Origin of the sequence: Mycolicibacter engbaekii (assembly GCF_002101585.1) — a bacterium.
GTDB classification, from domain to species: domain Bacteria; phylum Actinomycetota; class Actinomycetes; order Mycobacteriales; family Mycobacteriaceae; genus Mycobacterium; species Mycobacterium engbaekii.
In genome coordinates, this window is sequence record NZ_LQOT01000010.1 from 1 (window position 1) to 24,064 (window position 24,064).

Consider the following 24,064-nt stretch of genomic DNA (forward strand, 5'->3'; position numbering starts at 1 on the left):
CTTCCATACGGGCCGCCGGGGGGTCGAGACGGCCGCCCGGTCTTCCGGCGGGCCGTATGGAAGCAGCCTAGCACAAAGCCGAACGAACTAGTTTGTCTGGATAGGGGGCCGGGAACGCGCCCGGCCCCGCGAGCGAGCGCCCGGGCTGCCCGAGTGCCCCGCGCGAGCCGGTGGGCGGCCATTTCCCGCCTGGTCAGCGCCGACCGCCGGTGCGCGACCGGTCCGTGAGAAAATCGCATCGTTTTCCCGGTTTGTGCGCGTGGACAGCTCTGCGCCGCGCGCAATCCATTCCGGTGATCGAGAGGAACCTATTGTGACCGAGCGACCTGGCGCCGTACTGGAGCAGCGGAGCGGGCCGGGCGGCAGCCCCGCCCTGGGGTGGCGCCCCACCACCGCGCCGGCCGCGTTTGCCCCCGACGACATCGCCGACATCATCGGCAACGTGCGCCACCCCGTTCACGTGGTGCGCGAAACGGCCACCGGGATGCTGGGTCTGGCCCTGGGCGGTGCGGTGGTCGGCGCCGGGGAATCGGAATTGTCGCTGGTGGGAACGCTGCCTCCGATCTACCCCGAATGGCTGGGCGACCGCGAGTTCTGCGAGGCCCATGGCGTGCGCTTCCCGTATGTGACCGGAGCCATGGCGAACGGTATTGCGACGCCGGCGCTGGTCATCGCGATGGCCGAAGCCGGAATGATGGGCATGTTCGGCGCGGGCGGGCTCTCCTACGAAGCGGTGCAACGCGGACTTGACGAGATTCAGGCCGCCCTGGCCGGCCGGGCCTCGCCTGGGGCGCCAACCTGATCCACTCACCCAACGAGGTCTCGCTGGAGACGCGCGTCGCGGAACTGTTCATCGAGCGCCGGGTGCCCGTCATCGAGGCCTCGGCCTTCATGAAGTTGACCCCCGCGGTGGTGCACTGCGCACTGGCCGGCCTCGACACCGACCCGGCCGGCAACATCGTGCGGCGCAATCAGGTGATGGCCAAGGTCTCCCGCCCCGAGGTGGCGCGCATGTTCATGCAACCGGCGCCCGCGGCGCTGGTCTCCGCCCTGGTGGCGTCCGGAAAGCTGACCGAACGCGAAGCCGAGCTGGCCCAGTATGTGCCGGTCGCCGAGGACATCACCGTCGAGTCCGACAGCGGCGGGCACACCGACAACCGGCCGCTGCCGGCGCTGTTCGCCGAGATCGCCATGCTTCGCGACGAGTTGGCCCAGCAGCACGCGCTGCATCGCCGGGTGCGGGTGGGAGCGGCCGGCGGCCTGGGCGCGCCGCAGGCGGTTGCCGGGGCCTTCGCGATGGGTGCGGCATATGTCCTGACCGGGTCGGTCAACCAGGCCTGCGTGGAGTCCGGCCTGTCCGCAGCCGGGCGCGCCATGCTGGCCAAGGCTGGCATCGCCGACGTGATGATGGCCCCCGCGTCCGACATGTTCGAAATGGGCGTCAACCTGCAGGTGCTCAAACGGGGCACGATGTTCGCGCCGCGCGGCAAGAAGCTCTACGAGTGGTATGCGGGCAATCCCGACCTGGCCAGCGTGGTCGCCAAGCACGGCCCTGAGCTGGAGAAGATCCTGGGCGCCACGGTCGCCGAGGTGTGGGAGGACACCCAGCGGTACTGGCAGCAGCGTGACCCTGCGGTGTTGGAGCTGGCGTTACGGGATCCGAAGTATCAGATGGCGCTGGTCTTCCGCTGGTATCTGGGGCAGTCGAGCCGGTGGGCGATCAGCGGTCTGCCCGAGCGGGCTCTGGACTACCAGATCTGGTGCGGTCCGGCCATGGGCGCATTCAACAGCTGGGTGGCGGGCAGCTACCTGGAGCCGTGCGAGAACCGTCAGGCGGTGCAGGTCGCGCTCAACCTGCTCGAGGGGGCGGCCCAGGTGAGCCGTGCCAGCGCCGCGCGGGCCTGCGGGGTGCCCGTTCCGGCCAAGGCGTTCGCCTTCAGCCCACGCCCGCTGGCTGTGTGACGTGTGCACAGCCACTGACGCGACGGCGGGAGGCGGGGTTAACAGCGTTACGTTTGGGCAGATGACTGTAGCCTATGCGTCGGCCCAGGTCAGCACGCATCCTGTGTGAGACCTGCGACTCTCTGATAGGGTCCCGGCAACGCTTGCCCATCGGGGACGATCAGTGAACTCCTACCTGTGACTCACGTCACTGATGGCAGAACTTAGGCATTCGATGCTTTGCGTCAAGGCCGTTGTTAAGGAGATCTGTGGAAGCCAAACACCCACCTGTCGCAGTTGTCGGCGTCAGCGCGCTGTTTCCCGGGTCTCCCGAGGCCGAGCGGTTCTGGCGCAACATCGTCGAGGGTGCCGACCTGTTCTCCGACGTCCCGGAGTCGCACTGGCGAGCCGAGGACTACTTCGACGCCGACCCGCGCACGCCCGACAAGGTATACGCCACCCGCGGCGGGTTCTTGCCGGCCATTGACTTCGCGCCGATGGACTTCGGCATCCCGCCCAACGTGGTGCCCGCGACCGACACCGCCCAGCTGCTGGCCCTGAGGGTCGCGCAGCAGGTCCTGGAGGACTACGCCGGCGGCGACATCTCCAGCATCAACCGGGACCGCGTCAGCGTGGTCCTGGGCTCCTCGGGCGGCACCGAGATGTCCGGCTACATGAGCGGCCGCCTGCACCGCCCGATCTGGGAACGAGGACTGCGCGCCGCCGGGCTCTCCGACGACGAGCTGGCCGCCTTCAGCGAGAGCGTGGCCGCCGGTTACACCCCCTGGCAGGAGAACACCTTCCCGGGCCTGCTCGGCAACGTCATCGCCGGCCGCATCGCCAACCGCTTCGACCTGGGCGGCACGAACTGCGTCGTCGACGCCGCGTGCGCCAGCTCCCTGGCGGCGATCGAGATCGCCCTCCACGAGCTGTACCTGCGTGAGGCCGACATGGTGATCGCCGGGGGCGTCGACGCCTTCAACGACATCTTCATGTTCATGTGCTTTGCCAAGGTCACCGCGCTGTCCCGCACCGGTGACTGCCGCCCGTTCTCCGACCAGTCGGACGGGACCATGCTGGGCGAGGGTCTGTCGATGCTGGCCCTCAAGCGCCTGGACGACGCGGAACGCGACGGCGACCGCATCTACGCCGTGATCCGCGGCATCGGCACCTCCTCGGACGGTCGGGCCAAGAGCATCTACGCCCCGAGTCCCGACGGGCAGGCCAAGGCCCTGCGCCGTGCCTACCAGGCCGCCGGGTACGGACCGGAGACGGTCGGACTGGTCGAAGCCCACGGCACCGGAACCAAGGCCGGCGACGTCGCCGAGTTCTCCGCGCTGCGCCAGGTGTTCGACGAGTCCGGCCGCGCCGACCGTCAGTGGTGCGCCGTCGGCTCGGTCAAGTCGCAGGTCGGTCACACCAAGGGCGCAGCGGGCGCCTGCGGCCTGTTCAAGACCGTGATGGCGCTGCACCACAAGGTGCTGCCCCCGACCATCAAGGTCGACCGGCCCAACCCCGGGCTGGAGATCGAATCGTCGCCGTTCTACCTGTCGACGCAGAGCAAGCCCTGGATCGCCGACCAGAACGTGCCGCGGCGGGCATCGGTCAGCGCGTTCGGCTTCGGCGGCACCAACTTCCACATCACCCTCGAGGAGTACACCGGCGCCGGCAAGCACGCACCGCGCTTCCGGTCCTGGGACTCCGAACTGGTCATCCTCGGGGCGGACTCCGCGGCGGCGCTGTCGGCTCAGGCCGCGGAGCTGGCCGCATCCCTGGTCGACTCACCGGACATGCTGGGCTACCTGGCGCAGAGCACCCAGGCGGCATACGACGCCACGCGCCCGCACCGCCTCGCCGTCGTCGCCGACAGCGTGGAGAACCTGCGGACCATGCTGGGCGAAGCCGCGGGCAAGCTGCAGGAACCGGGTGCCCAAGCGTTCAGCTCGCCGAAGGGCTACTACTACTCCTGCCAGCAGGCCGGCCCGGTCGCGTTGCTGTTTCCCGGCCAGGGCAGCCAGTACGTCGGCATGGGTGCGGACATCCCGCAGCTCTTCGAGCCGGCGCTGGCACCGTGGGAGCTCGCGCGCGCCGGCCTGCTCAACGCCGACCGCGACCTCCACGATGTGGTCTGGCCCAAGACGGCGTTCTCCGACGACGAGCGGACCGCGCAAGCCGCCGAGCTGACCAAGACCGAATGGGCGCAGCCGGGCATCGGCGCGCACAGCCTGAGTCTGCTGTCGATCGTCCGCTCGCTGGGCATCGCGCCGGTCGCGGTCGGCGGGCACAGCTTCGGCGAGGTCAGCGCCCTGTGCGCGGCGGGCGTGATCAGTGACGACGTCGCACTGTTGATCGCGCGCGCTCGGGGTGCGCTGATGGCCCAGGCCGCCGCCAGCAGTGATGGCGCCATGTGCGCGGTGACCGCCCCCGCCGACCAGGTCAGCCGGCTGCTCGGCGAGTGGGGGCTGCCGGTGGTCATCGCCAACCACAACGCGCCCAACCAGGTGGTGCTCTCCGGCGACAGCGCGGCGATCGCCGATGCCGCGCAGCGTTTCAGCGCCGCGGGCATCAACGCGCGGCTGCTGGATGTGGCCACCGCCTTCCATTCCGAGATCGTCAGCTCGGCGGCCACCCCGTTCGCCGCGTACCTCGCGGGCATTCCGTTCGGGGTGCCGCAGGTGCCCGTCTACGCCAACGCGACGGCCGCGCCGTACGGCGGCAGCGCCGAGCAGATGCAGGCCACGCTGGCCAACCAGATCGCGCAGCCGGTGCGGTTCGTCGAGCAGATCCAGGCCATGTGGTCTGCCGGCGCCCGCACCTTCGTCGAGGTCGGCCCCGGCCAGGTGCTCACCAACCTCGTCGGCAAATGCCTGTCCGGCCAGGAACACGTCGCGGTCTCCCTGGACGCCAAGGGCCGCAACGGGATCCGCTCACTGTGGATGGGCCTGGCTCAGCTCGTGGCCGCCGGTGTCCCGATGAACTTCGGAGCCCTGTGGTCGGACTATCGACTCGGCGACGACCCACGGACCCGGCCGGTGCCGAAGCTGACCCTGAAGCTCAACGGCACCAACTTCGGCCGACCCGAGATCAACGACGAGCCGGTGCGCCGGGCCGTCGACAAACCCACCCCCCGTAGTGACCACAACGGCCACGCGACCGTATCGGAGCCCACCATGACACCAGCTGACCCGACCGTTCCCGCGGCGAACGGGTTGCCGGCACATGTCCCGACGCACGTTCCGGTGCCGGTTCAGGCAGCGCAGGTCCCCATGGTCACGTCACCGCTGATGTCCGGCCCCGGCGCCGAGATGGTGACGCACATGGTCGGAGCGCTGGGCAGCATGCAGCAGACCATTGCCCACCTGCAGGGCCTGCTGCAGACGCTGGTCTCCAGTACCGGAATCGCACCGGTCACCCAGCTGGCCTATCCCGCCGCGCCCGCGGTGGTGCCGCCCCAGCCGGTGCCCGCCGTCGCGGCGGCCCCTGCTCCGCCGGCGGCCCCGGCCCACGCGGCGCCCACCGTGCCGGCGCCGCCTCCAGCGCCGGCCGCCCCAGTCGCGAACGGCGCTTCGGTGATGCCGGCGGCGCCCACGGTCCACAACGGCACCGCGACGGCACCCGCAGTTCCGGCGCCCCCGGTGCCTGCGCCGGCGCCGATGCCCGCGCCGCCCACAGCGCCGGCGTTCCGCAACGGCACCCCGCCGGTGCCGGCTCCCCCCGTTGCGCCGGCCCCGGTGGCGCCGCCGGCCCCGGTTGCACCGGTAGCGGTCGCGCCGGTGGCTGCGGCTGCCGGCGTGGATCTGGTCGGGGACATGTTGGCGGTGGTTGCCGACAAGACCGGCTATCCGGTGGAGATGCTGGATCTGTCGATGGCGCTGGAAGCCGATCTGGGGATCGACTCGATCAAGCGGGTGGAGATCTTGTCGGCGGTGCAGGAGCGGGTGCCGTCGTTGCCGGAGGTCGACACCGCGACCATGGCGTCGTTGGTGACGTTGCGCGAGATCGTCGACTACCTGCAGTCGCTGATGGGTCCGGTGGCCGCGCCGGTGGCCCCCGCCGCACCTGCCGCACCGGTTGCGCCGGCGCCTGCTGCGCCGGTTGCCGTTGCGCCCGCACCTGCCGCGCCGGTGGCTGCGGCTGCGGGCGTGGATCTGGTCGGGGACATGTTGGCGGTGGTTGCCGACAAGACCGGCTATCCGGTGGAGATGTTGGATCTGTCGATGGCGCTGGAAGCCGATCTGGGGATCGACTCGATCAAGCGGGTGGAGATCTTGTCGGCGGTGCAGGAGCGGGTGCCGTCGTTGCCGGAGGTCGACACCGCGACCATGGCGTCGTTGGTGACGTTGCGCGAGATCGTCGACTACCTGCAGTCGCTGATGGGTCCGGTGGCCCCGCCGGTGGCCGCCGCCGCACCTGCCGCCCCGGTTGCGCCGGCGCCTGCTGCGCCGGTTGCCGTTGCTCCGGCTCCCGTTGCGCCAGTGGCTGCGGCTGCGGGCGTGGATCTGGTCGGGGACATGTTGGCGGTGGTTGCCGACAAGACCGGCTATCCGGTGGAGATGTTGGAACTGTCGATGGCGCTGGAAGCCGATCTGGGGATCGACTCGATCAAGCGGGTGGAGATCTTGTCGGCGGTGCAGGAGCGGGTGCCGTCGTTGCCGGAGGTCGACACCGCGACCATGGCGTCGTTGGTGACGTTGCGCGAGATCGTCGACTACCTACAGTCCCTGATGAATGCACCACCACCGGATCTGGTGGCGCACAACGGGTTGTCGGCAGGTGATCGCGCCCCTTTTGAGTTAGCCGGAGCGGGGGTGGCGCGCTACGCGGTACGCGCCACCGCCGCTCCGGTGAGCGGGATGGGGATGCCCGGCCTGTACGCCGCCAGAACCGTCGAGATCGTGACCGCACAGGCAGCCGAGGACGCGCTGACGCAGACCGCCCAGGCCCTGGCCGCAATTCTGGTCAGCCACGGGATCCGCGCGACCACCGTGCCCCAACCCAGTGCCGACGCCGAGGCGGTCATCCACCTCGGCGGCCTGCGGCAAGCACCCACCCGTGCAGAGGCCCTGGCCGTCAACCGGGTGCTGTTCGCCGACGCCCACCACATCGCAGCGCAGTTCTCCGAGCGCGGCGGCGTCTTCGTCACCGTCCAGGACACCGGCGGCACGTTCGGGCTGCTCACCGACCCCGGCCAGCGGGCCTGGTCGGGCGGGATCGGCGCGCTGGCCAAGACCGCCGCCCAGGAGTGGACCAGCGCGCAGGTCAAGGCCATCGATATCGCCGTGGGGCAGCAGCCCCCGGCCGCGGTCGCCGAGCAACTGGCCGTCGAAGTCCTCGCCGGTGGCGCCGAGCTCGAAGTGGGCCTGGGCAGCGCCCACGGACGGGTCACCGTCGTCGCCGGCCCCAAGCAGGTGGCCACCCGCACGCCCCGCATCGGCCAGCACGACGTGATCCTCGTTTCCGGTGGCGCCCGCGGCGTGACCGCCGGATCGGTGATCGCCCTGGCACAGCAGACCCAGGCGGCTTTCGTGCTGATCGGGCGCACCGAACTGCGCGATGAGCCAGCGGAGGCCCACGGACTGACCACCGACGCCGAACTCAAGCGGGCCCTGTTGGCCAGCGCGGCGGCCCAAGGCCTCAAGGTCACCCCGAAGGACCTGGAGCAGCAGACCCAGCGCATCCTGGCCGACCGCGAGGTGCGGGCCACGCTGGCGGCGCTGACTGCCGCGGGGTCCCGGGTCCGCTACGCCGCCGCCGATGTCCGCGACGCCACGCAGCTGGGCGCGTTGCTCGACAGTGTGCGACGCGAATTCGGCCCCATCACCGGCCTGGTCCACGGGGCCGGCGTGCTCGCTGACGCGCCGCTGCACAAGAAGACCCTCGACGGGTTCGACCGGGTCTTCGAGACCAAGGTCGGCGGCGCGTGTGCGCTGCTGGATGCGACGGCCAACGATGCGCTCAAGGTGATCGTGCTGTTCTCGTCGGTGGCCGCGCGCAGCGGAAACGTCGGACAGAGCGACTACGCCATGGCCAACGAGATCCTCAACAAGGTGGCCCTGGCCGAACAGGCGCGCCGCGGACCGTCCTGCCTGGTGCGGGCCTTGGGCTGGGGTCCCTGGGATTCCGGCATGGTGACCCCCGGACTCAAGGCGATGTTCGAGTCCCGCGGAATCTCGTTGATCCCGCTCGCCGACGGTGCACAGGCGTTCGTCGCCGAGGTCCTCGACGGCGAGACGGCAAGTCCCGAGGTCACGCTCGGTGACGGCGTGCTCGCCGGACTGCCCACCCATCCGCTCCCACCCGAGGGCCGTGTGGCCAGGGTGCTGGCCCATGTGAGTGCGCAGCCATACCTGCTCGACCACCGGGTTCAGGGCAATGTCGTCCTGCCCGTCGTGCAGGCCCTCGAATGGTTCATGCGGATGGCCGAGGCGTGCCGGCCCGGGCACTACGTGGATCGGGTTCTCGATCTCAAGGTGTTGCGCGGCGTGACACTGCACGAGTTCGAGAAGCACGGCAACGTCCTGACAGTGCGTTGCGTGCCGCACGAGGATCGCCCCGAGTTGTTGACCATGACGCTGGCCGATGCCGACGGAACCACCGCGTACTACTCGGCGAAACTCGAGATGCGTTCGGGCGCAGCGGCGGTCCCGACTATCGCGGCGTCGGCGCCCGGGCAGCGCAGGCTGGACCGCAACGCGTGCTACACCGGCGGGGCACTGTTCCACGGTCCGGCGTTCCAGGTCCTCGACGGCATGGACAGCGCGGAGTCCACCGCGACGGCGGACCTGTCCGGGCTGCTGTCGGTGGGCTGGGCCGGGAAGGGCTGGGCTACCGACCCGGCCGCCCTCGACGGATGCCTGCAGGCCGCCCTGGTCTGGAGCTACGAGCTGCTGGGCCGCAACGTCCTGCCGCTGCGGGTGGGCGAGATCGTGCGATACCAGTCCGGTGCGCTGGGCTCGGGACTGCGCTGCGTGTTGTCCAACGGCGACGCCAAGACCAGCCGCGCGATCTGCGACCTCGACCTTCTCGATGCCGACAACCAATTGGTCTGCAGCCTGCGACGACTCGAGCTGTATCCGTACGGCGCCTGATTCGACAACGGTTGATTCGACGTGAAGTTTGATCCCATCGCGATCGTCGGGCAGGGCTGCGTCCTGCCCGGAGGGCTCAACCCGGCGCAGCTGTGGACCACGGTCCGCGACGGCCACGACACCCTGGGCTCGCCGGACCCGGATTATTGGGGCGTATCCCCGCAGCGGGTGCTGTGCGCGCCCACCGATTCGCCCGAACTCGACCGAACCTGGTCAGATCGCGGCGGCTACGTCCGCGGGTTCGACGAGGTCTTCGACGCGCGCGGGCTGCTCCTCGACGCCGACGATCTCGCCGGATTGGATCCGCTCTACCGGTGGGGCATCGAGGCGGCCAGACAAGCTCTCGACAGCGCGGGCTGGCGGGCCGGGGAGGTGCCGGGCTCGGCAGGCCTGGTCCTGGGCAACCTGAGCTACCCGACCAAGAAGATGACCGACCTGGCCGAATCGGTCTGGCGGGGAGGGCAAGGCGTCGACTGGCGCAACCGGTTCATGTCCGGACTGCCGGCGCACCTCATCGCCGCCGCACTGGGCCTCACCGGAGGGGCCACGGCGCTCGACGCCGCCTGCGCGTCGTCGCTCTACGCCATCAAACTGGCATGCGACCGCCTGCACGACCGGACTGCCGATGTCATGTTCGCCGGCGGCATCAACGGCGCCAGCGATCTGCTGCTGCACGTCGGCTTCACCGCCCTGCAGGCGCTGAGCCGAACGGGACGGTCCCGGCCGTTCAACAACGGCGCCGACGGGCTGGTCCCGGCCGAAGGCGCGGCCATCCTGGTACTGCGTCGTCTCGACGATGCCGTCGCCGACGGCAACACCATCCTGGGCGTCATCCGGGGTGTGGGCCTGAGCAACGACGGCCGGGGACATGGTTTTCTGGTGCCTTCCCAGGATGGGCAGGAACGGGCGATGCGGCTGGCCTACGAGATGGCCGGGCTCGATCCGCGAGACATCTCCCTCATCGAATGCCATGCCACCGGAACGTCGCGCGGCGACCTGACCGAACTGATGAGCATGGCCCGCATCTTCGGCGGCATGACCGGCGTTCCCATCGGCTCGCTGAAATCCAACCTGGGCCACTCGATCACCGCGTCCGGCGCGGCAGGGGCCATCAAAGTGCTCGCGGCGATGCGGGCTGGGATTCGTCCGCCGACCCTGCACGCCGAAGAGCCGCTGCCTTTCCTGGCCGACTCGCCGTTCCGGCTGCTCACCGAAGCCGAGCCGTGGGAGAGCGACGGCCCGCGCCGCGCCGCGGTCAACAACTTCGGCTTCGGCGGCAACAACGCCCACCTGCTTCTCGAAGAGTGGGTCGAAGGGCACGGCGGCACCCCGGCACCGCCGGTCACCGCGCCGCGGCCCGACACCGAGATCGCCATTGTGGGCCTGAGCCTGTTGGTCGGGGATGGCCACGGGACAGCTTCGGTCGCCGAGCACTTGAAGTCGTGTCAGCCGATACCGGCTGACGGCGGCGACGGTGTCCGCGGTGCCCGAATGCGGGAAGTCTGTCTGGACCTGACCCAAACTCGTTTTCCGCCTGCGGATCTCAAACAGACCCAACCTCAGCAACTTGCCCTGCTGGGCTCCGCCCTGCACATCGGCGACCAGATCAGGAGCCTGCCGCCCGACACCACGAGCGTCATCGTCGGAATGGGCTGCGACGCCGAGGTCGCCCGATTCGGCCTGCGCTGGCGGCTGGCCGACGAAGTCGACGACCCCGAACAGCTGCGCGCGGTCCGCGACGGTGTCGTTGCAGGCTGGACCGCCGCCGGTGTCGTCGGTGCCATGCCGAACATCGTCGCCAACCGGCTTAACAGCCAATTCGACTTGCGCGGGCCCAGTTTCACCGTGTCGCGCGAACAGCTGTCGGGGACCACAGCCCTGGAGATGGCCGCGAGAGCCCTGCGTCGCGGCGAGATCGATGCGGCCGTGGTGGGCGCGGTGGATCTCAGCTGCGAGCCCGTGCATGAGGCAGCAGCTCGGGTCCTGCTGCACGCGGACGAACAGATACCCGGCGATGCCGCGGTGGTGCTCATCCTCAAGCGCGCCGCCGATGCGCGTCGCGACAACGACACGGTGTATGCCACCCTGCCCGCCGTTGCGCAGGCCGATGCCGAATGTCTGCACTTGGGCACCGTCCCCGGCGCAGTGAACCTCTCGGCGCTGCTGGGCCACGCGCACGCCGCCTCGGGGCTGCTGCACGTGGCGGCCGGGGTGCTCTACGGCGCCTTGGGCGTCTGGCCCGACGGCGAGCCCTGGACATCCGAGCACCGATGCGTCGCTGTGGAACTCACCGGGATGGCCGAACAGCGGCAGCAGATTGTGCTGGTGTCGTCTGCCACAGCGCCGGAGACTGAGGCATTGACGGCACCGGAAGCCCAGCCTGTCGGCGCCAAGGCCATCCGGCTCAACTTTCCCGCGCATCTGCCCGCCGTCGAGCTGCCCCAACTCCCACCGGACGCCGGGCCGAACCCCCCTCATCACCTGGAGCGATTCATGCCAACACAACTTCCAATGCCGCCGGCTTTGGCAACCGTCGCGGAGTCGCTGGCCCGGCTGCCGCTGGGCGCGGCACCAATCACCCCCGCACCGCCGCAGGCACCCATCCCGGCGGCTACCGGCAATGGCGCCGCCGTGCCCGGCACCCCGCAGACCTCCGCCGGCGCCAGCCGGTCCATCCAGCCGGTCAAGCCGGCCGACAAGGTGGTCCCGGCGCCGACGGTCAAACGTGAACCGGTGGGGCTGCAGCTCGACAAGGACGGTCTGCGCGTGCACTCCTCCGGGAACATCTCGGAGATCTTCGGCCCGGCGTTCGCCGAGCAGGACCAGTACCCGCGGCAGGTCCGGATGCCCGAACCGCCGCTGCTGCTGGCGGATCGGTTGCTCGGTATCGACGCCGAGCCGGCCAAGCACGGGACCGGAACGCTGTGGACCGAAACCGACGTCACCGCGGACTCCTGGTGGTTGCAGCAGGGCCGGATGCCCGCCGGCATCATGATCGAAAGCGGCCAGGCCGACCTGATGCTCATCTCCTGGATGGGCGCAGACCTGCTCAACAAGGGCGAACGGGTCTACCGGCTGCTGGGCTGCGAGGTGACCTACCTGGCCGGCCTGCCGGAGATCGGTGACACCCTGCGGTTCGACATCCACGTCGACGGTCACGCCCGCCAGGGCGATGTCCGGCTGTTCTTCTTCCACTACGACTGCACCATCGACGGCGTCGAGCGGATGTCGATGCGTAACGGCCAGGCGGGCTTCTTCACCGACGAGGAGCTGGCGGCATCCGGCGGAGTCCTGTGGCGTCCCGAGGAACACACCGTCAGCGGCCCGATGGAGGCCACCGCCGCCCAGACCTCGCGCACCTCGCTGCAGCGGGCGGATCTGGAGGCCATGGCGTCCGGGGAGATCTGGCAGACCTTCGGCGACGGCTTCGAGCGGGCCGCCAGCCACACCCGCACCCCCCGCATTCACGCCGGCGACATGCTCTTCGTCGACGAGGTGACCGACATCGACTTCACCGGTGGCCCCTGGGGTCGCGGTTACCTGCGGGCCGTTGCCCCCGTCACCGCCGAGAACTGTTTCTTCGCCGGCCATTTCAAGAACGACCCCTGCATGCCCGGAACCCTCATGTACGAGGCGACCATGCAGACCATGGCCATCTACATGACCGCCCTGGGCATGACGATCGACTGCGACGGCTGGCGATTCGAACCGGTGCCCTTCGAGACCTACAAGCTGCGCTGCCGGGGCCAGGTGACACCGCAGTCCCGCGAAGTGGTCTATGAGGTGTTCGTCCGCGAGGTGATCGCCGGGCCCGAGCCGACCCTGTTCGCCGACCTGCTCTGCACCGTCGACGGGTTGCCCGCCTTCCACTGTGAGCGGATGGGCCTGAAGCTGTCGCCGGGATGGCCGATGGACCTCGGCGCCAAAGAGCTCGAGGGCTACGTCGAGCCCAAACCGGTCGCCGAGGTCAACGGGTTCCGCTACGACTACCAGGCGATGCTCGCCAGCGCGATCGCCAAGCCTTCCATGGCCTTTGGGCCGCTGTTCGAGAAGTTCGACTCGCCCCGCAAGGCGGCCCGCCTGCCCGGACCGCCGTATCACTTCATGTCCCGGGTGGCCGAGCTGGTCGGTGAGACCGGGGTGATGAAGGCCGGCGCCGAAGTGGTCGTGGAGTACGACGTGCCCCCCGACGCCTGGTACTTCGCCGAGAACGGTGCCGCCGACGGGGACGAGACGATGCCCAACGCGGTGCTCATGGAGGTCGCACTGCAGCCCTGCGGCTGGCTGGCCAGCTACGTCGGTTGTCCGCTGGACGGTGAGGCGGACCTGTTCTTCCGCAACCTGGACGGGACGGGCACCCAACACCGCGAGGTGACCCCGTCGACTGGAACGCTGCGAATCAAGGTGAAGCTGAAGAGCCTCGCCAAGGCCGCGGGAACCATCATCGTCGGCTTCGACGGCGAGATCACCGCCGACGACGGGCCGGTCTACACCTTCGACACCGTGTTCGGCTACTTCAAACGCGAAGCGCTGCAGAACCAGGTGGGTCTCCCGGTCAGCGATGCCCAGCGAGCGTCGTTGACGCAACCCTGCGCGGCGCCGGTCGTGGACCTGACCGCGCGGCCGGCCGAGTACTTCGGCCCCGGGGCGCGGCTGGCGGACCCGATGCTGCTGATGGTGGATCGGGTCACCGGCCGCTGGCCCGAAGCGGGCAGCGCCGGGCTGGGCCAGTGGCGCGGCGTCAAAGACGTCAACCCGGGCGAGTGGTACTTCAAGGCGCACTTCTTCCAGGACCCGGTCCAACCGGGATCCCTGGGCATCGAGATGTTGTTGCAGCTCCTGCAGTTCGGGATGCTGGACCTCGGACTCGGTAAGGAGGCCGGTCCGGCGGCGCGCTTCGAGCCGGTGGCGCTGCACGACGCGATGACCTGGCGCTACCGCGGTCAGATCGTGCCCACCAACAAGCAGATCACCGCCCAGGTCGAGATCACCCGGATCGATCGTGAGGATGCGGGGATTCTCGCGGTGGCCGAGGCGTCCCTGTGGGTCGATAACAAGCGCATCTACACCGCCAGCAACCTGGGTATGCGCATCGTGGCCGGGGGGAGTGCCCCGGCGTCGCAGGCCGGCGCGGCCGCCCTGCAGGCACCTGCACCCGCGGCCCCTGCGGCGCCCGCCGCGCTGGGGCAGGCGACCACGATGGATGTCACGCTGGACCCGGTCGGCGACGCCTGGGTTGTCGATCACTGCCCGACGTATGTGATTCCGTCGCTGCCGATGATGTCGGTCATGGACCTGTTCGCCCAGGCGGCGATCCGGGCGTCCGGCGGAGCCAAAGTCGTCGAGATCACCGATGTGCAGATGGTGCGGTGGGTGGTCGTCGACTCTCCGCAGCAATTGCGGGTGGTGCTGGAGCCCGAGCAGGAGCCCGGGCTTTTTCGCGGGCGGTTGGAGGTCTGGCGTGATGCCCCCCGAGCGGAGCTGTCTCGCTGGGAGATTCATGCCCACGCTGTGGTTCGCACCGCGGCGGCGTATTCCGGAGAGCCCGAGCCGCCGGCTCCGCTGAAGGATGCGGTGCCCTACGCCAATCCCTATGACGGCACGGTGTTTCACGGCCCGGCATTCGCGACCCTGATCGACGGTGCTCGGATCGGCCGCAACGGCTCGACCGGCACGCTCGCGATCGACCGGTGTGCGGTACCGGCCGGTGCGCTGCAGCCCGGATTGCTGGACGGCGCGCTGCACGTGGTGCCGCATACCGCGATGAGCGTATGGACCACCGACACCGCCGATCCCGCATCGTATGCCGACGCCCGCGACCCCGACGTCGGGTTTCCGCGCCGGATCCTCTCGGCCCGGTTCTACGCCGATACGCCCGCGGCGGGAACGGTCGATGTCGAAGCCCGCTTCGTGGGATTCGACGACGACGAGGGCCGGATGCCGACGTTCGACCTGTGGTTGAGCTCTGGCGGAAAGCCATGGGCCCGAATCCGAATGGCCGAGTTTCTGCTGAGCAAGGGGCCGCTGGCCGAGGTCGGCGGTCCGCAGCGGCGCGCATTCATGGCGCAGCGGCGGGCGGTGCCGGGGCTGTCGCTCAGCGAGCGACTGGGCCGTGGCGTACTCGAACTCGACACCGCACGCATGGCAACGCTCGACTGGTTCAAGGGCACCCTGCAGGCCGTGTACGACACGACGGGCCAAGGTGATTCGCTGTTGCGCGACATCGTGACCAAGGAGGCGGTCGCCGACGCCGTGCACAACGCCATCCATCCGTCGAAGGTTCGGATCGTCGACGGCCAGGTGAGCTGCCCGGCACTGCCGCTGGAGCGGATCACCGTCGAGATCGAGAAGCTCGGGCCCGGCTCAGCCCGCGCGAGCGCATCGAGCACAACCGATTGGGAGCCGGTCCGCGCCTGGTGGACCGAGAGCGCGGGAATGACGCGGGGCTGGTTCGGCGAGTTGGCGCTGGGGGCGGTGCTGTCGCGCTACGTACGGCACGTCGTCGTCACGGATCCCGATGCCATGGCGGCGGTGCGCGGCCGCCCGGTCCTGCTCCTGGCGAACCACCAGGTGCAGGTCGAATCGTTGCTGGGCACCACCGTGGGATCGTGGCTGACCGGCACCAAAGTCGTCACCATCGGCCACGCCAAACACGAAACCGGCTGGGTGGGCAACCTTTTACAGACGATCGACACGGCGGCGGGCAAGCAACTCGGCCACCTGCGGTATTTCGACCAGCAACAGCCACAGGAGTTTTTCGGCCTGGTCGACGACCTCAAGCGTGACATCGCCGCACACGGGATATCTGTCATGGTGCACGCCGACGGCACTCGCAGCGTCAGCTCCGGCCAGCGTGTCCAGCGGCTGACCTCGACGTTGCTGGACATGGCGATGGAGATGTCGATGCCCATCGTCCCGCTGTATTTCGCCGGAGGCCTGCCCGAGGAGCCGTTGCCCCACAAACTGGAGGTGCCCTACGGCCATGCGGCCCAGGACTACATCTTCGGTCGCCCGATCGAGCCCGAGGAGCTGCGCGGCCGGCCCTACGCGGAACTGCGCCGCCACGTCATCGACGCGATCAACGATCTCGCACCGTTCAGCGACGCACCGCATGCACCGAACTACGACGTCGAGAGCCGGGTCACCGCCGCAGCCCCCGGCGCCTCGCCGCTGGAGTCGGTGTGGCACTGCATCGAGGACGCCCTGGACTCGTTGCCCGTCGACTGGCGCAGCATGATCGCGGCCGAGGACTGGGAAACGCTCAAGGCAGCCGAGCTCAGCGCGTCCTGACCAGCCGGCGGCCGCGGCGGTGTTGTTGACGGCGGCGCTGCGCGGCGACTAACTTAGTCACGATCGCGGCACAGCCGTCCAGCTACGCGGCTGGTGTGGATCGGCCGCCTACCAAGCCCTCGCAGACAGGAGCCCCCTTATGTCGTCAGCGACCCTGGGCGTGTACACGTGCCTCGCATCTGTCGTGCTGCTCACCGTGGTGTTCTTCCTCGCCAGCAGGTCCTGATCGTCCCCTGAGGCTCAGGGATGTAGATTCCACTGGCCGCAGTCCTGGGCCAGGACGTCGTTGACGTCGACCTCGATGCCGCCGACGATCGGACCCGGCGTCGAGGCGGTACTCACAATCCGCTGGTAGAGCACCGCCGCGGGATCGACCTGGCCCCGCGACCAGGACCGCGTCTGCCAAGCCCACCGCTTGCCGGGTGTGCGGGATACCCCGATGACACCGTCGGCGGCCGCCCACTGGCATACGTTGATGCCCCCGTAGACGCCGGTGCGCTGCACTCCCAGCACGGAGTTGATCCCGCGAAACCATGGCAGTGCCACGGTGTTCCAGGTGTTGCGGTCGATGTCGTCATCGACGCTGAAGAAGATCGGCGCACTCTGGCCGCCGCCGGCCGCGGAGTGCAGTTGCCAGGCGGTGCGCGCATCGGCGACCCCGCCGGGGTAGCCCCGGGTGAAGTCCGACGGGGCGGTACCGCCGGGCTTGCCGTACTGGTAGTTGCTCACGATCACCAGCCCCGCGGCGGTCAGCGACTCGGCATAGGGCCGGGTGATCGGCTTGGCCCCGAAGTTGGAACCGGGCCGCGACGTCGACACGTAATTGATCACTCCGGCATGGCCGGCGGCGCGGATGTCCTGCGCCGGAATCTGGCGCATGGCGTAGTCGATGAGCGTGGGAGCCGCAGCCGACGCCGTCGGTGTGGCGACGGTGGCTGCGCCTAGGCCGGCCACCGCCGAGAGCGCAGAGGCGTACCGCAGCGCGGTACGCCGGGACACCGGGCGGGAAAGCGACGGCTGGTCGCTGGAGGGGGAGTCGGACACGGGCCGATGTTAACAATGGGGCTGGTGTTAAACGTGTTGTACGCGCCGGGGATGCGTGGCGGCCATGCCTGTTGCCGTGACCCTCATCCTGAGGGACTACGACCGGGGGATCGGCCCAGGCCGATGCGCTAACCTCATGCAGACGTTTACTTATATGAGCTAGCAGTTATTGTCGCTACCCGATTCGGCGGTCCGGCACCGACGGCCGCTGGCGGGTCAGGAGGAACTTGTGCAGACGCCGGCGCCGGAGATTGCCGCCCGCCCCGATTTCCGCGGTCCGCTGCTGGGCTCGGGCAGCCCCTTGGAGCATGCGACGCTCGCGGCACTGGACCGCCTGCAAGCGGTGATGACGCTGCAACCGGTGGGAACCGACCGATTCCGGGCAGACAACGAGGCAGACCGGTTCGGCCGGATCTTCGGCGGCCAGCTCATCGGACAGGCGATGGCCGCCGCCGCGGCCACCGCCCCCGAACTCACCGCCCACTCGATCCACGCGTCCTTTCTGCGGCCCGGCGACTCCGCCGTGCCGCTGGATATCGCCGTGGACCGAACCCGCGACGGGCGCTCGATGTCGGCGCGTCAGGTCCGGGTGGAACAGGCCGGCAAGACCCTCATGGTTGCGACGGTGTCCTTCGACACCAGCCTTGACAGCGCCGCCGCCGACCCCGTCCCGCCGTCGGGAACCGAGCCCGAATCCCTTCCACTGCTCCAGCACTGGGTAACGCAGGCTTCGCCGTACCAGGCCCTGCGGGGCAGCGCCTGGATCGACCGGCCCCCACCGGTGGAGATCCGCACCGACCAGGCGCCGGTCTTCCTCAGCGGCGCCCAGGAGCCGGGCCCGTCGGCGCACTGGATGCGGTTGCCGCGACCGGTCGACGGCGACGCGCAGCTGCAGGCGGTGTTGCTCGCCTACGCCAGTGACTACCTGTTGGTGGACGCGGCGTTCCGCGCCCATCCGCAACCGCTGGACGTCGCCACGCACATCGGCCTGACTCTCGACCACACCGTATGGATTCACCGCCCAGTGCATTTCGAGCGCTGGCACCTCTACACCCAGCACACCGTCGCCACCTCCGGGCACCGTGCGCTGGTGCACGGCACCATGGTGGATTCAACCGGTAGGCATGTGGCCAGCACTGCGCAAGAGGTACTCGTGCGGCGGAGAGCCGAGCCGCCGGGGCGTCAAAAACCCGAGGACCAGTAAGTGGTCCTGCGGAGAGCAGCGTCGACCCTCGAAGGGCGCGTAGCCGTCATTACCGGGGGCGGCTCGGGGATCGGCCGAGGTATCGCGGAGACTTTCGCGGAGTTCGGCGCCCGGGTGGTGATCTGGGAACGTGACACTGAAGCGGCCCGAGCGACCGCGCAGCTGGTCGGCGGTCACGCCTGCGCAATTGATGTCCGCGATTCCGATCAGGTAGATGCGGCACTGGCGGAAACGCTTGCCATGGTGGGCCGGCCGACGGTGTTGGTCAACAATGCCGGTGGAGTGTTCTTTTCCCCGTTGCTGGACACCGCGCCCAAGGGGTGGGACACCTTGATCCGCTCCAACCTCACCCAGGTCCTGCTCTGCACGCAGCGCGTCGCGCAGACACTGGTCCAACACGGCGCGGCCGGCAGCATCATCAATGTCGCCAGCATCGAGGGCGCCCGTGCCGCGCCCGGCTATGCGGCCTACGCGGCGGCGAAAGCAGGCGTCATCAACCTGACTAAAACGGCGGCGCTGGAGTTGGCGCCGCACGGCATCCGGGTCAACTGCATGGCTCCGGACCTCACGCTCACCGAAGGAATCGAACGAGCCGGCTCGGCCGAGATGCTGGCCAACGCCAACCATATGATCCCGCTGGGCCGGGCCGGTCATGTCGACGAAATGGCAGGTGCTGCAGTCTTTCTGGCCAGCGACATGAGTTCTTACGTGACAGGTCAGACGCTGCATGTCGACGGCGGAACGCACGCTGCCGGCGGCTGGTACCACCACCCCGACAGTGGCGACTACATCCTCGGCCCGGCACGGTCGACAACCACTTAGCAACCCCACGAAGGGAGCCGTATGCGGTTTGCGTTCACGTACCCGATCATCACCCATCCATGTAATCCGGAGCTGGTCTCGGCGCAAGCGGTGAGCACCGTTGCGCAGGCCGCAGAAGCTGCCGGCTTCGGCGCCATGGGTTTCACGGACCACCCGGCGCCGACGCAGCGCTGGCTCGACGCCGGCGGCCACGACAGCCTCGATCCCTTCGTAGCGATGGGATTCGCGGCGGCGCACACCGAGAAGATCCGGTTCATCCCGAACGTCGTTGTCTTGCCCTACCGCAACCCGTTCGTCGTGGCGAAATCGGGCGCGACCCTGGATCTATTGTCGGGCCGAAGGTTCACCTTGGCCGTCGGTGTGGGCTACCTCAAGGGCGAATTTGCCGCTTTGGGGGTGGATTTCGATGAACGCGCCGCGCTCGTCGAGGAGAGCCTGGACGTCATCCGAGCCATCTGGACCGGTGACGACGTCTCGTTCGAAGGCCGGCATTTTCGCGCTCGCGGAATCACCGCGCACCCGCGACCGGTCAGCAGCCCCCATCCGCCGATCTGGATCGGCGGAAACACCGGCAAAGCGCGTCAACGGGTCGCGACACGGGGTGATGGCTGGGCGCCGTTCCCGGCCTCGCCCGGCCTGGCCAGCACCGCCCGCACCGCCGCGATGAATTCGGTCGAAGCCCTGACCGTGGGCATCGACGACCTGAAACGGCGCTGCGACGAGGCGGGCCGTGACTGGGCCGCCATCGACATCTGTTTCTCGAACCTCGTCGGCGGCCGTCCCGGCTATGACGACTTTGATCCCGGCGCCTATCTGGAAGGCCTGGACCGCCTGGCAGAAGTCGGTGTGACCTGGGTGCAGGTCGCCATTCCCGGCGACAGCCTCAGCCATGCGGTGGAGGCACTGGGCCACTTCGGTGAATCCGTGATCAGCACGTTCTGCCGAAGTTCCGGCCGGTACCCTTCCCAGGTGTGACGCTTTCGGCTTCGCGGCGCGACATGCTCCGGTATGCCGCGTTCATCGGTCCGGCGCTGGCCCTGCCCGGCGCCCTCTGCGCGCCGCGGGCCGGCGCGACCGGGCTGCAGGTGATCGATTTCGCCCACCGGCTGGTGCCGCCCGAACAGGTCAAGGCCGCCGGATTCGACGGGGCGTTGGTCTATGTCTCCGAGCTTCGGCCCGGCGCCACCTTCGACTTCAAGCCCGTCACCCGTGAGTACGCGGACGGGCTGCGCGCGGTCGGCCTGCAGGTCGCCAGCTGCTACCAGTTCGGCAAGCCGGGTTGGACGCAGTCACCGTCGGACTTCACTCGGGGCTTTGACGGCGGCGTGGCCGATGCGCAGACGGCGTTGCGGCTGCATGCCGCAGCCGGGGGACCGCCGTCAGCGCCGATCTTCTTCAGCGTCGACGAGGACATCGACGCCGCCACCTGGAAGAACGTGGCAGTCCGATGGTTTCGCGGGATCAACTCCGTTCTGGGCGTTGACCGTACGGGAATCTACGGCGGCGCCCGCCAATGCGCCTGGGCGATCAGCGACGGTGTGATCGGAAAGTCGACCAGCCCGGGCCATCGGTGGGCATGGCAGACCCGGGCGTGGTCGCACGGAGACCGTGAACCGGCAGCCGTACTCTTCCAACGAGAAATCGTCACCGAGACCGAGCCGGGTTTCGTCATCGACGGCGCGCACGTGGACGTCAACGACGTTCTGGCCGCGGACTTCGGTCAGTGGGACCTGCCCCGACCCGCGTGATCGCAGACCGCGGCACCGGTCACCGCGCGGGCCCGCCACGCCACGGTGCCAGCAGCAGTTCACCAGCCCGCCGCATGTCCTGTTCGGCCTGCTCGGGTGTCGTCTCACCCATCACCGCCCAGGACAGGATGCCGTAGGCGCACTGCTCGATCAGCAGCGCCAGCTGGGTGTCCTGGGGGGTGGGACGGGAGATTCCGGCGACGGCCAGGATCGTGGCGCGCAGGCCGAAATCGCCGGTGGCCGCCGACTCGGACCTGCGCGCGTTGACCGAGGTGATCATCGCGCGGGCCAGCCGTGGGCGGGCCAACATGGATCGGCAGATGCCGGCCATCAGCTCGGTGACGTCGGAGACCGGACATCCCGTCGGCCGGTGCGGCGGGACGCCGGCCCGGGTGTAGTGCAACAGCAAGGCACTGAACAGGTGATGCTTGGTGGGGTAGTACCGGTACACCGTCGCGATCGAAACCGACGCCTGATCGGCCACGTCCTGCATCCGGACGGCCTCCAGCCCATCGCGCGCACCGAGTCGCGCGGCCGCGGCGAGGATCCGCTCGCAGCGTTGCCGCTGGGCCGGGGTGCTGGGCGTTGCGGCCTCGCGATCAACCGGTGGCCGGGGCATCGGTGTTCCCGGGCTCGGTGCGGAGCAGCTTCTGCATCAGCCGATGCGAGGCGAGCACCGCCTCGGCTCGATCCGGGCCCGCACGCAGTGCCGGGCTGGCGGCGTGATCGGACATGACATGCACCGGTCCGTGCGGGAGCCGGTCGAGGCCTTCGCGGGCGACGTCCGCCGGATCGGAGATCCGTAACCCCGGCACGTCGAAGTTGAGGCCGGCTCGCTGCATGGCCGGGGTTCTGGTGACGCCGAGCACCAATTCCAGAACGTGCACGTTGTGGTCGCGTAACTCCAGCCACAGGCCCTCGGCGAAGATCCGGGTGAACGCCTTCGCGCCGCCGTACACCGTCTGCCGCGCCGAACCGAGATAGCCGGTCAGTGAGCCGACCAGCAGCAGACCGCCGCGCCGCCGGGCACGCATCGGGCGCCCGAAGTGGTGAACGAGCGCCAGCGGGGTCGTGACGTTGAGGGCGAGGACACCGCCGAACGCCGCGAGATCCCCGTCGAGGAATTCCGCGCTGTGGGTGTTGGCGCCGGCGTTGTAGATCAGCAGACCAACCTCGAGGTCCGACGTCTCCTCGATGACGCGGGCCGCAGCGTCCCCGCCGGACAGGTCCAGGGCGAGTTCGCGGACCATCACGCCGCGCTCGCGGCATCGATCGGCGGTCTGGCGCAACGGCTCTGGCTTCCGTGCTATCAGCACCAGATTGACACCGGCCGCGGCCAGCTGCGCCGCGAATTCGGCACCGACGCCTTCGGAACCGCCCGCGACGACAGCCCAGGGGCCGTACTGGTGCGCCCATGGAGTGTGACCATTGCTGGACAAGGGACGCCTCCATAACTAAAATTCACTTTAGTTTATCGCCAGGTTACCCCACCCTCGCGGCGCAACGGAAGGCGCAGAATTCATGCGACACAACACTGCTCGGGCGCGTTGATGCGGCTTGGCCTGGCCACGCCGGTGGTGATTCAGATCCCCGGTGTGGCGTCGAGCTGGGAAGCGCAGGCCGGGGCCGAGGACCTCGGTCGGATCGCGGCGGCAGCCGACACACTCGGATTCGCCTACCTGACCTGTTCGGAGCATGTCGCGGTGCCCGACGACGCCGCGGCCAGCCGCGGGACCACCTACTGGGATCCGGTCGCGACACTGTCGTTCCTGGCCGCCTGTACCAGCGCGATTCGATTGGTGCCGTCGGTTGTGGTGCTGGGGTATCACCACCCGCTCGAGATAGCCAAACGCTACGGCACCCTGGACCGGCTCAGTGGCGGACGGCTGACGCTGGGAGTCGGGGTCGGCTCGCTGCGTGAGGAGTTCGACCTGCTCGACTGCGCCTGGGAAGACCGCGGCGCCCGGGCCGACGATGCGATGAAGGCGCTGCGGGCATCGCTGTCGACCGAGCGGCCCAGCTACGCCGGGACCTACTACCGCTTCGACTCGATGGTCGTGCAGCCCTGTGCCCTGCAGCAGCGGGTGCCGATCTGGGTCGGGGGACACACGCGCCGCTCGCTGCGACGCGCGGTGGACTTGGGCGACGGCTGGATGCCGTTCGGCCTGTCCGGCGAGCAACTGGCCCAACACCTTGCCGGCGTGGATCTGCCCGACGGCTTCGCGGTCGTGTTGTCGACAGCGCCGCTGGACCCGATCGGCGCGGGCCAGCAGACCCTGGACCGTTTGGCCAGACTGGCCGATCTCGGCGCCACCGATGTCACCTGCGCGCTCGCGGCGCGCTCGCCGGCGCACTTCTGCGACCAGTTGAGCGCACTGGCCGAACTGGCCGATCTGCCGGCACGGGAGCGGCGATGAACGAGCAACGGCTGGCCGATCTGGAGCGGCGTCTGCAGCAGATCGAAGACGAGCGCGCGATCGAGCGGCTGATCGCGTCCTACGGCCCGCTGGTCGACGTCGGCGACGACGAGTCCGTGGCAGCGCTGTGGCAGGAAGACGGCGTCTACGACGTCGAAAACTGGTTGATGAACGGGCGCGAGGACATCGCCGCGATGGTGCGCTCTGGTGGTCACCAGGAGCTGATCGCCCGAGGCTGTACGCACTTCCTGGGCCCGGCGGTGGTCACCGTGCACGGTGACGAGGCGGTGGCCGTGTGCGAGTCGACGCTGCTGGTCAAGCAGGGATCCGAATACCGCGTGGCGCGCGGCGCCGCCAACTACTTTCACCTGCGACGAACCGGCGAGCCGTCGCGGCGCTGGCAGATCCACACACGGATCACCCGGTTGCTCGACGGCGCCGCCGAGGGCCGCGCCCTGCTGGCGGATGGCATCGCGGGCCGCATCCGTTAGTCAGGAGCTCTCGGCACTG

At 69.3% G+C, this 24,064-nt stretch carries 13 protein-coding genes; 10 read left to right on the forward strand and 3 right to left on the reverse strand.

Going from position 1 to position 24,064, the window contains the following annotated elements; genetic code table 11:
* Positions 1 to 313 precede the first annotated feature (313 nt).
* The 4 genes from AWC02_RS22375 to AWC02_RS01630 all read left to right on the forward strand — a co-directional run bounded on the left by AWC02_RS22375 (position 314) and on the right by AWC02_RS01630 (position 16,319).
* Positions 314 to 802: a hypothetical protein gene (locus tag AWC02_RS22375; protein WP_237160280.1), complete on the forward strand. Its 489-nt coding sequence runs from the start codon at positions 314 to 316 to the stop codon at positions 800 to 802.
* A 23-nt stretch (positions 803 to 825) separates the two neighbouring features.
* Entirely contained in the window at positions 826 to 1,962 is a 1,137-nt protein-coding gene (locus tag AWC02_RS01620) for a PfaD family polyunsaturated fatty acid/polyketide biosynthesis protein (protein WP_237160282.1), read from the forward strand.
* Between the two features lie 248 nt (positions 1,963 to 2,210).
* Positions 2,211 to 9,029 carry a type I polyketide synthase gene (locus AWC02_RS01625; RefSeq protein ID WP_133055593.1) on the forward strand — a complete coding sequence of 2,273 codons (6,819 nt, stop codon included), beginning with the start codon at positions 2,211 to 2,213 and terminating at the stop codon, positions 9,027 to 9,029.
* A 21-nt stretch (positions 9,030 to 9,050) separates the two neighbouring features.
* On the forward strand, positions 9,051 to 16,319 hold the full coding sequence (locus AWC02_RS01630; RefSeq protein ID WP_085126615.1) for a beta-ketoacyl synthase N-terminal-like domain-containing protein: 7,269 nt from the start codon (positions 9,051 to 9,053) through the stop codon (positions 16,317 to 16,319).
* A gap of 240 nt (positions 16,320 to 16,559) precedes the next feature.
* Here the strand turns inward: AWC02_RS01630 and AWC02_RS01635 are convergent, their stop codons facing one another.
* Positions 16,560 to 17,318, reverse strand: coding sequence for a DUF1906 domain-containing protein (locus AWC02_RS01635; RefSeq protein WP_085126691.1), 759 nt, complete (start codon positions 17,316 to 17,318; stop codon positions 16,560 to 16,562).
* A 274-nt stretch (positions 17,319 to 17,592) separates the two neighbouring features.
* On the opposite strand from AWC02_RS01635, the gene AWC02_RS01640 reads away from it, so the two are divergent.
* The 4 genes from AWC02_RS01640 to AWC02_RS01655 are packed head-to-tail and all read left to right on the forward strand — an operon-like array spanning position 17,593 to position 21,137.
* Positions 17,593 to 18,567 (forward strand): acyl-CoA thioesterase, encoded by a 975-nt coding sequence (locus tag AWC02_RS01640; protein ID WP_085126617.1) that lies wholly within the window; start codon positions 17,593 to 17,595, stop codon positions 18,565 to 18,567.
* A complete protein-coding gene (locus AWC02_RS01645) occupies positions 18,568 to 19,389 on the forward strand; it encodes an SDR family NAD(P)-dependent oxidoreductase (RefSeq protein ID WP_085126619.1) in 822 nt (273 codons plus the stop codon).
* Between the two features lie 21 nt (positions 19,390 to 19,410).
* Entirely contained in the window at positions 19,411 to 20,364 is a 954-nt protein-coding gene (locus AWC02_RS01650) for an LLM class F420-dependent oxidoreductase (protein WP_085126621.1), read from the forward strand.
* 23 nt (positions 20,365 to 20,387) lie between these two features.
* Complete coding sequence (locus tag AWC02_RS01655) at positions 20,388 to 21,137, forward strand: DUF1906 domain-containing protein (RefSeq protein ID WP_085126623.1); 750 nt, start codon at positions 20,388 to 20,390, stop codon at positions 21,135 to 21,137.
* Positions 21,138 to 21,156: 19 nt separating this feature from the next.
* Here AWC02_RS01655 and AWC02_RS01660 read toward each other — a convergent pair whose 3' ends face one another.
* Together AWC02_RS01660 and AWC02_RS01665 are read right to left on the reverse strand one after the other, a co-directional pair.
* Positions 21,157 to 21,756 (reverse strand): TetR/AcrR family transcriptional regulator, encoded by a 600-nt coding sequence (locus AWC02_RS01660; protein ID WP_085126625.1) that lies wholly within the window; start codon positions 21,754 to 21,756, stop codon positions 21,157 to 21,159.
* The gene (locus tag AWC02_RS01665) at positions 21,737 to 22,576 is read right to left on the reverse strand and encodes an SDR family NAD(P)-dependent oxidoreductase (RefSeq protein WP_085126627.1); all 840 of its coding nucleotides are present in this window, start codon (positions 22,574 to 22,576) and stop codon (positions 21,737 to 21,739) included. The genes AWC02_RS01660 and AWC02_RS01665 overlap by 20 nt, the downstream gene beginning before the upstream one ends.
* A 111-nt stretch (positions 22,577 to 22,687) precedes the next feature.
* On the opposite strand from AWC02_RS01665, the gene AWC02_RS01670 reads away from it, so the two are divergent.
* The gene (locus tag AWC02_RS01670) at positions 22,688 to 23,554 is read left to right on the forward strand and encodes an LLM class F420-dependent oxidoreductase (RefSeq protein WP_085126629.1); all 867 of its coding nucleotides are present in this window, start codon (positions 22,688 to 22,690) and stop codon (positions 23,552 to 23,554) included.
* On the forward strand, positions 23,551 to 24,045 hold the full coding sequence (locus tag AWC02_RS01675; RefSeq protein WP_085126631.1) for a nuclear transport factor 2 family protein: 495 nt from the start codon (positions 23,551 to 23,553) through the stop codon (positions 24,043 to 24,045). The genes AWC02_RS01670 and AWC02_RS01675 overlap by 4 nt, the downstream gene beginning before the upstream one ends.
* Positions 24,046 to 24,064 lie beyond the last annotated feature (19 nt).

Coding starts and splice junctions, on each gene's coding strand:
- AWC02_RS01655 (WP_085126623.1), top strand. CDS start 20,388: ATGCTCCGGTATGCCGCGTTCATCGGTCCGGCGCTGGCCCTGCCCGGC.
- AWC02_RS01675 (WP_085126631.1), top strand. CDS start 23,551: ATGAACGAGCAACGGCTGGCCGATCTGGAGCGGCGTCTGCAGCAGATC.
- AWC02_RS01650 (WP_085126621.1), top strand. CDS start 19,411: ATGCGGTTTGCGTTCACGTACCCGATCATCACCCATCCATGTAATCCG.
- AWC02_RS01660 (WP_085126625.1), bottom strand. CDS start 21,756: ATGCCCCGGCCACCGGTTGATCGCGAGGCCGCAACGCCCAGCACCCCG.
- AWC02_RS01670 (WP_085126629.1), top strand. CDS start 22,688: ATGCGGCTTGGCCTGGCCACGCCGGTGGTGATTCAGATCCCCGGTGTG.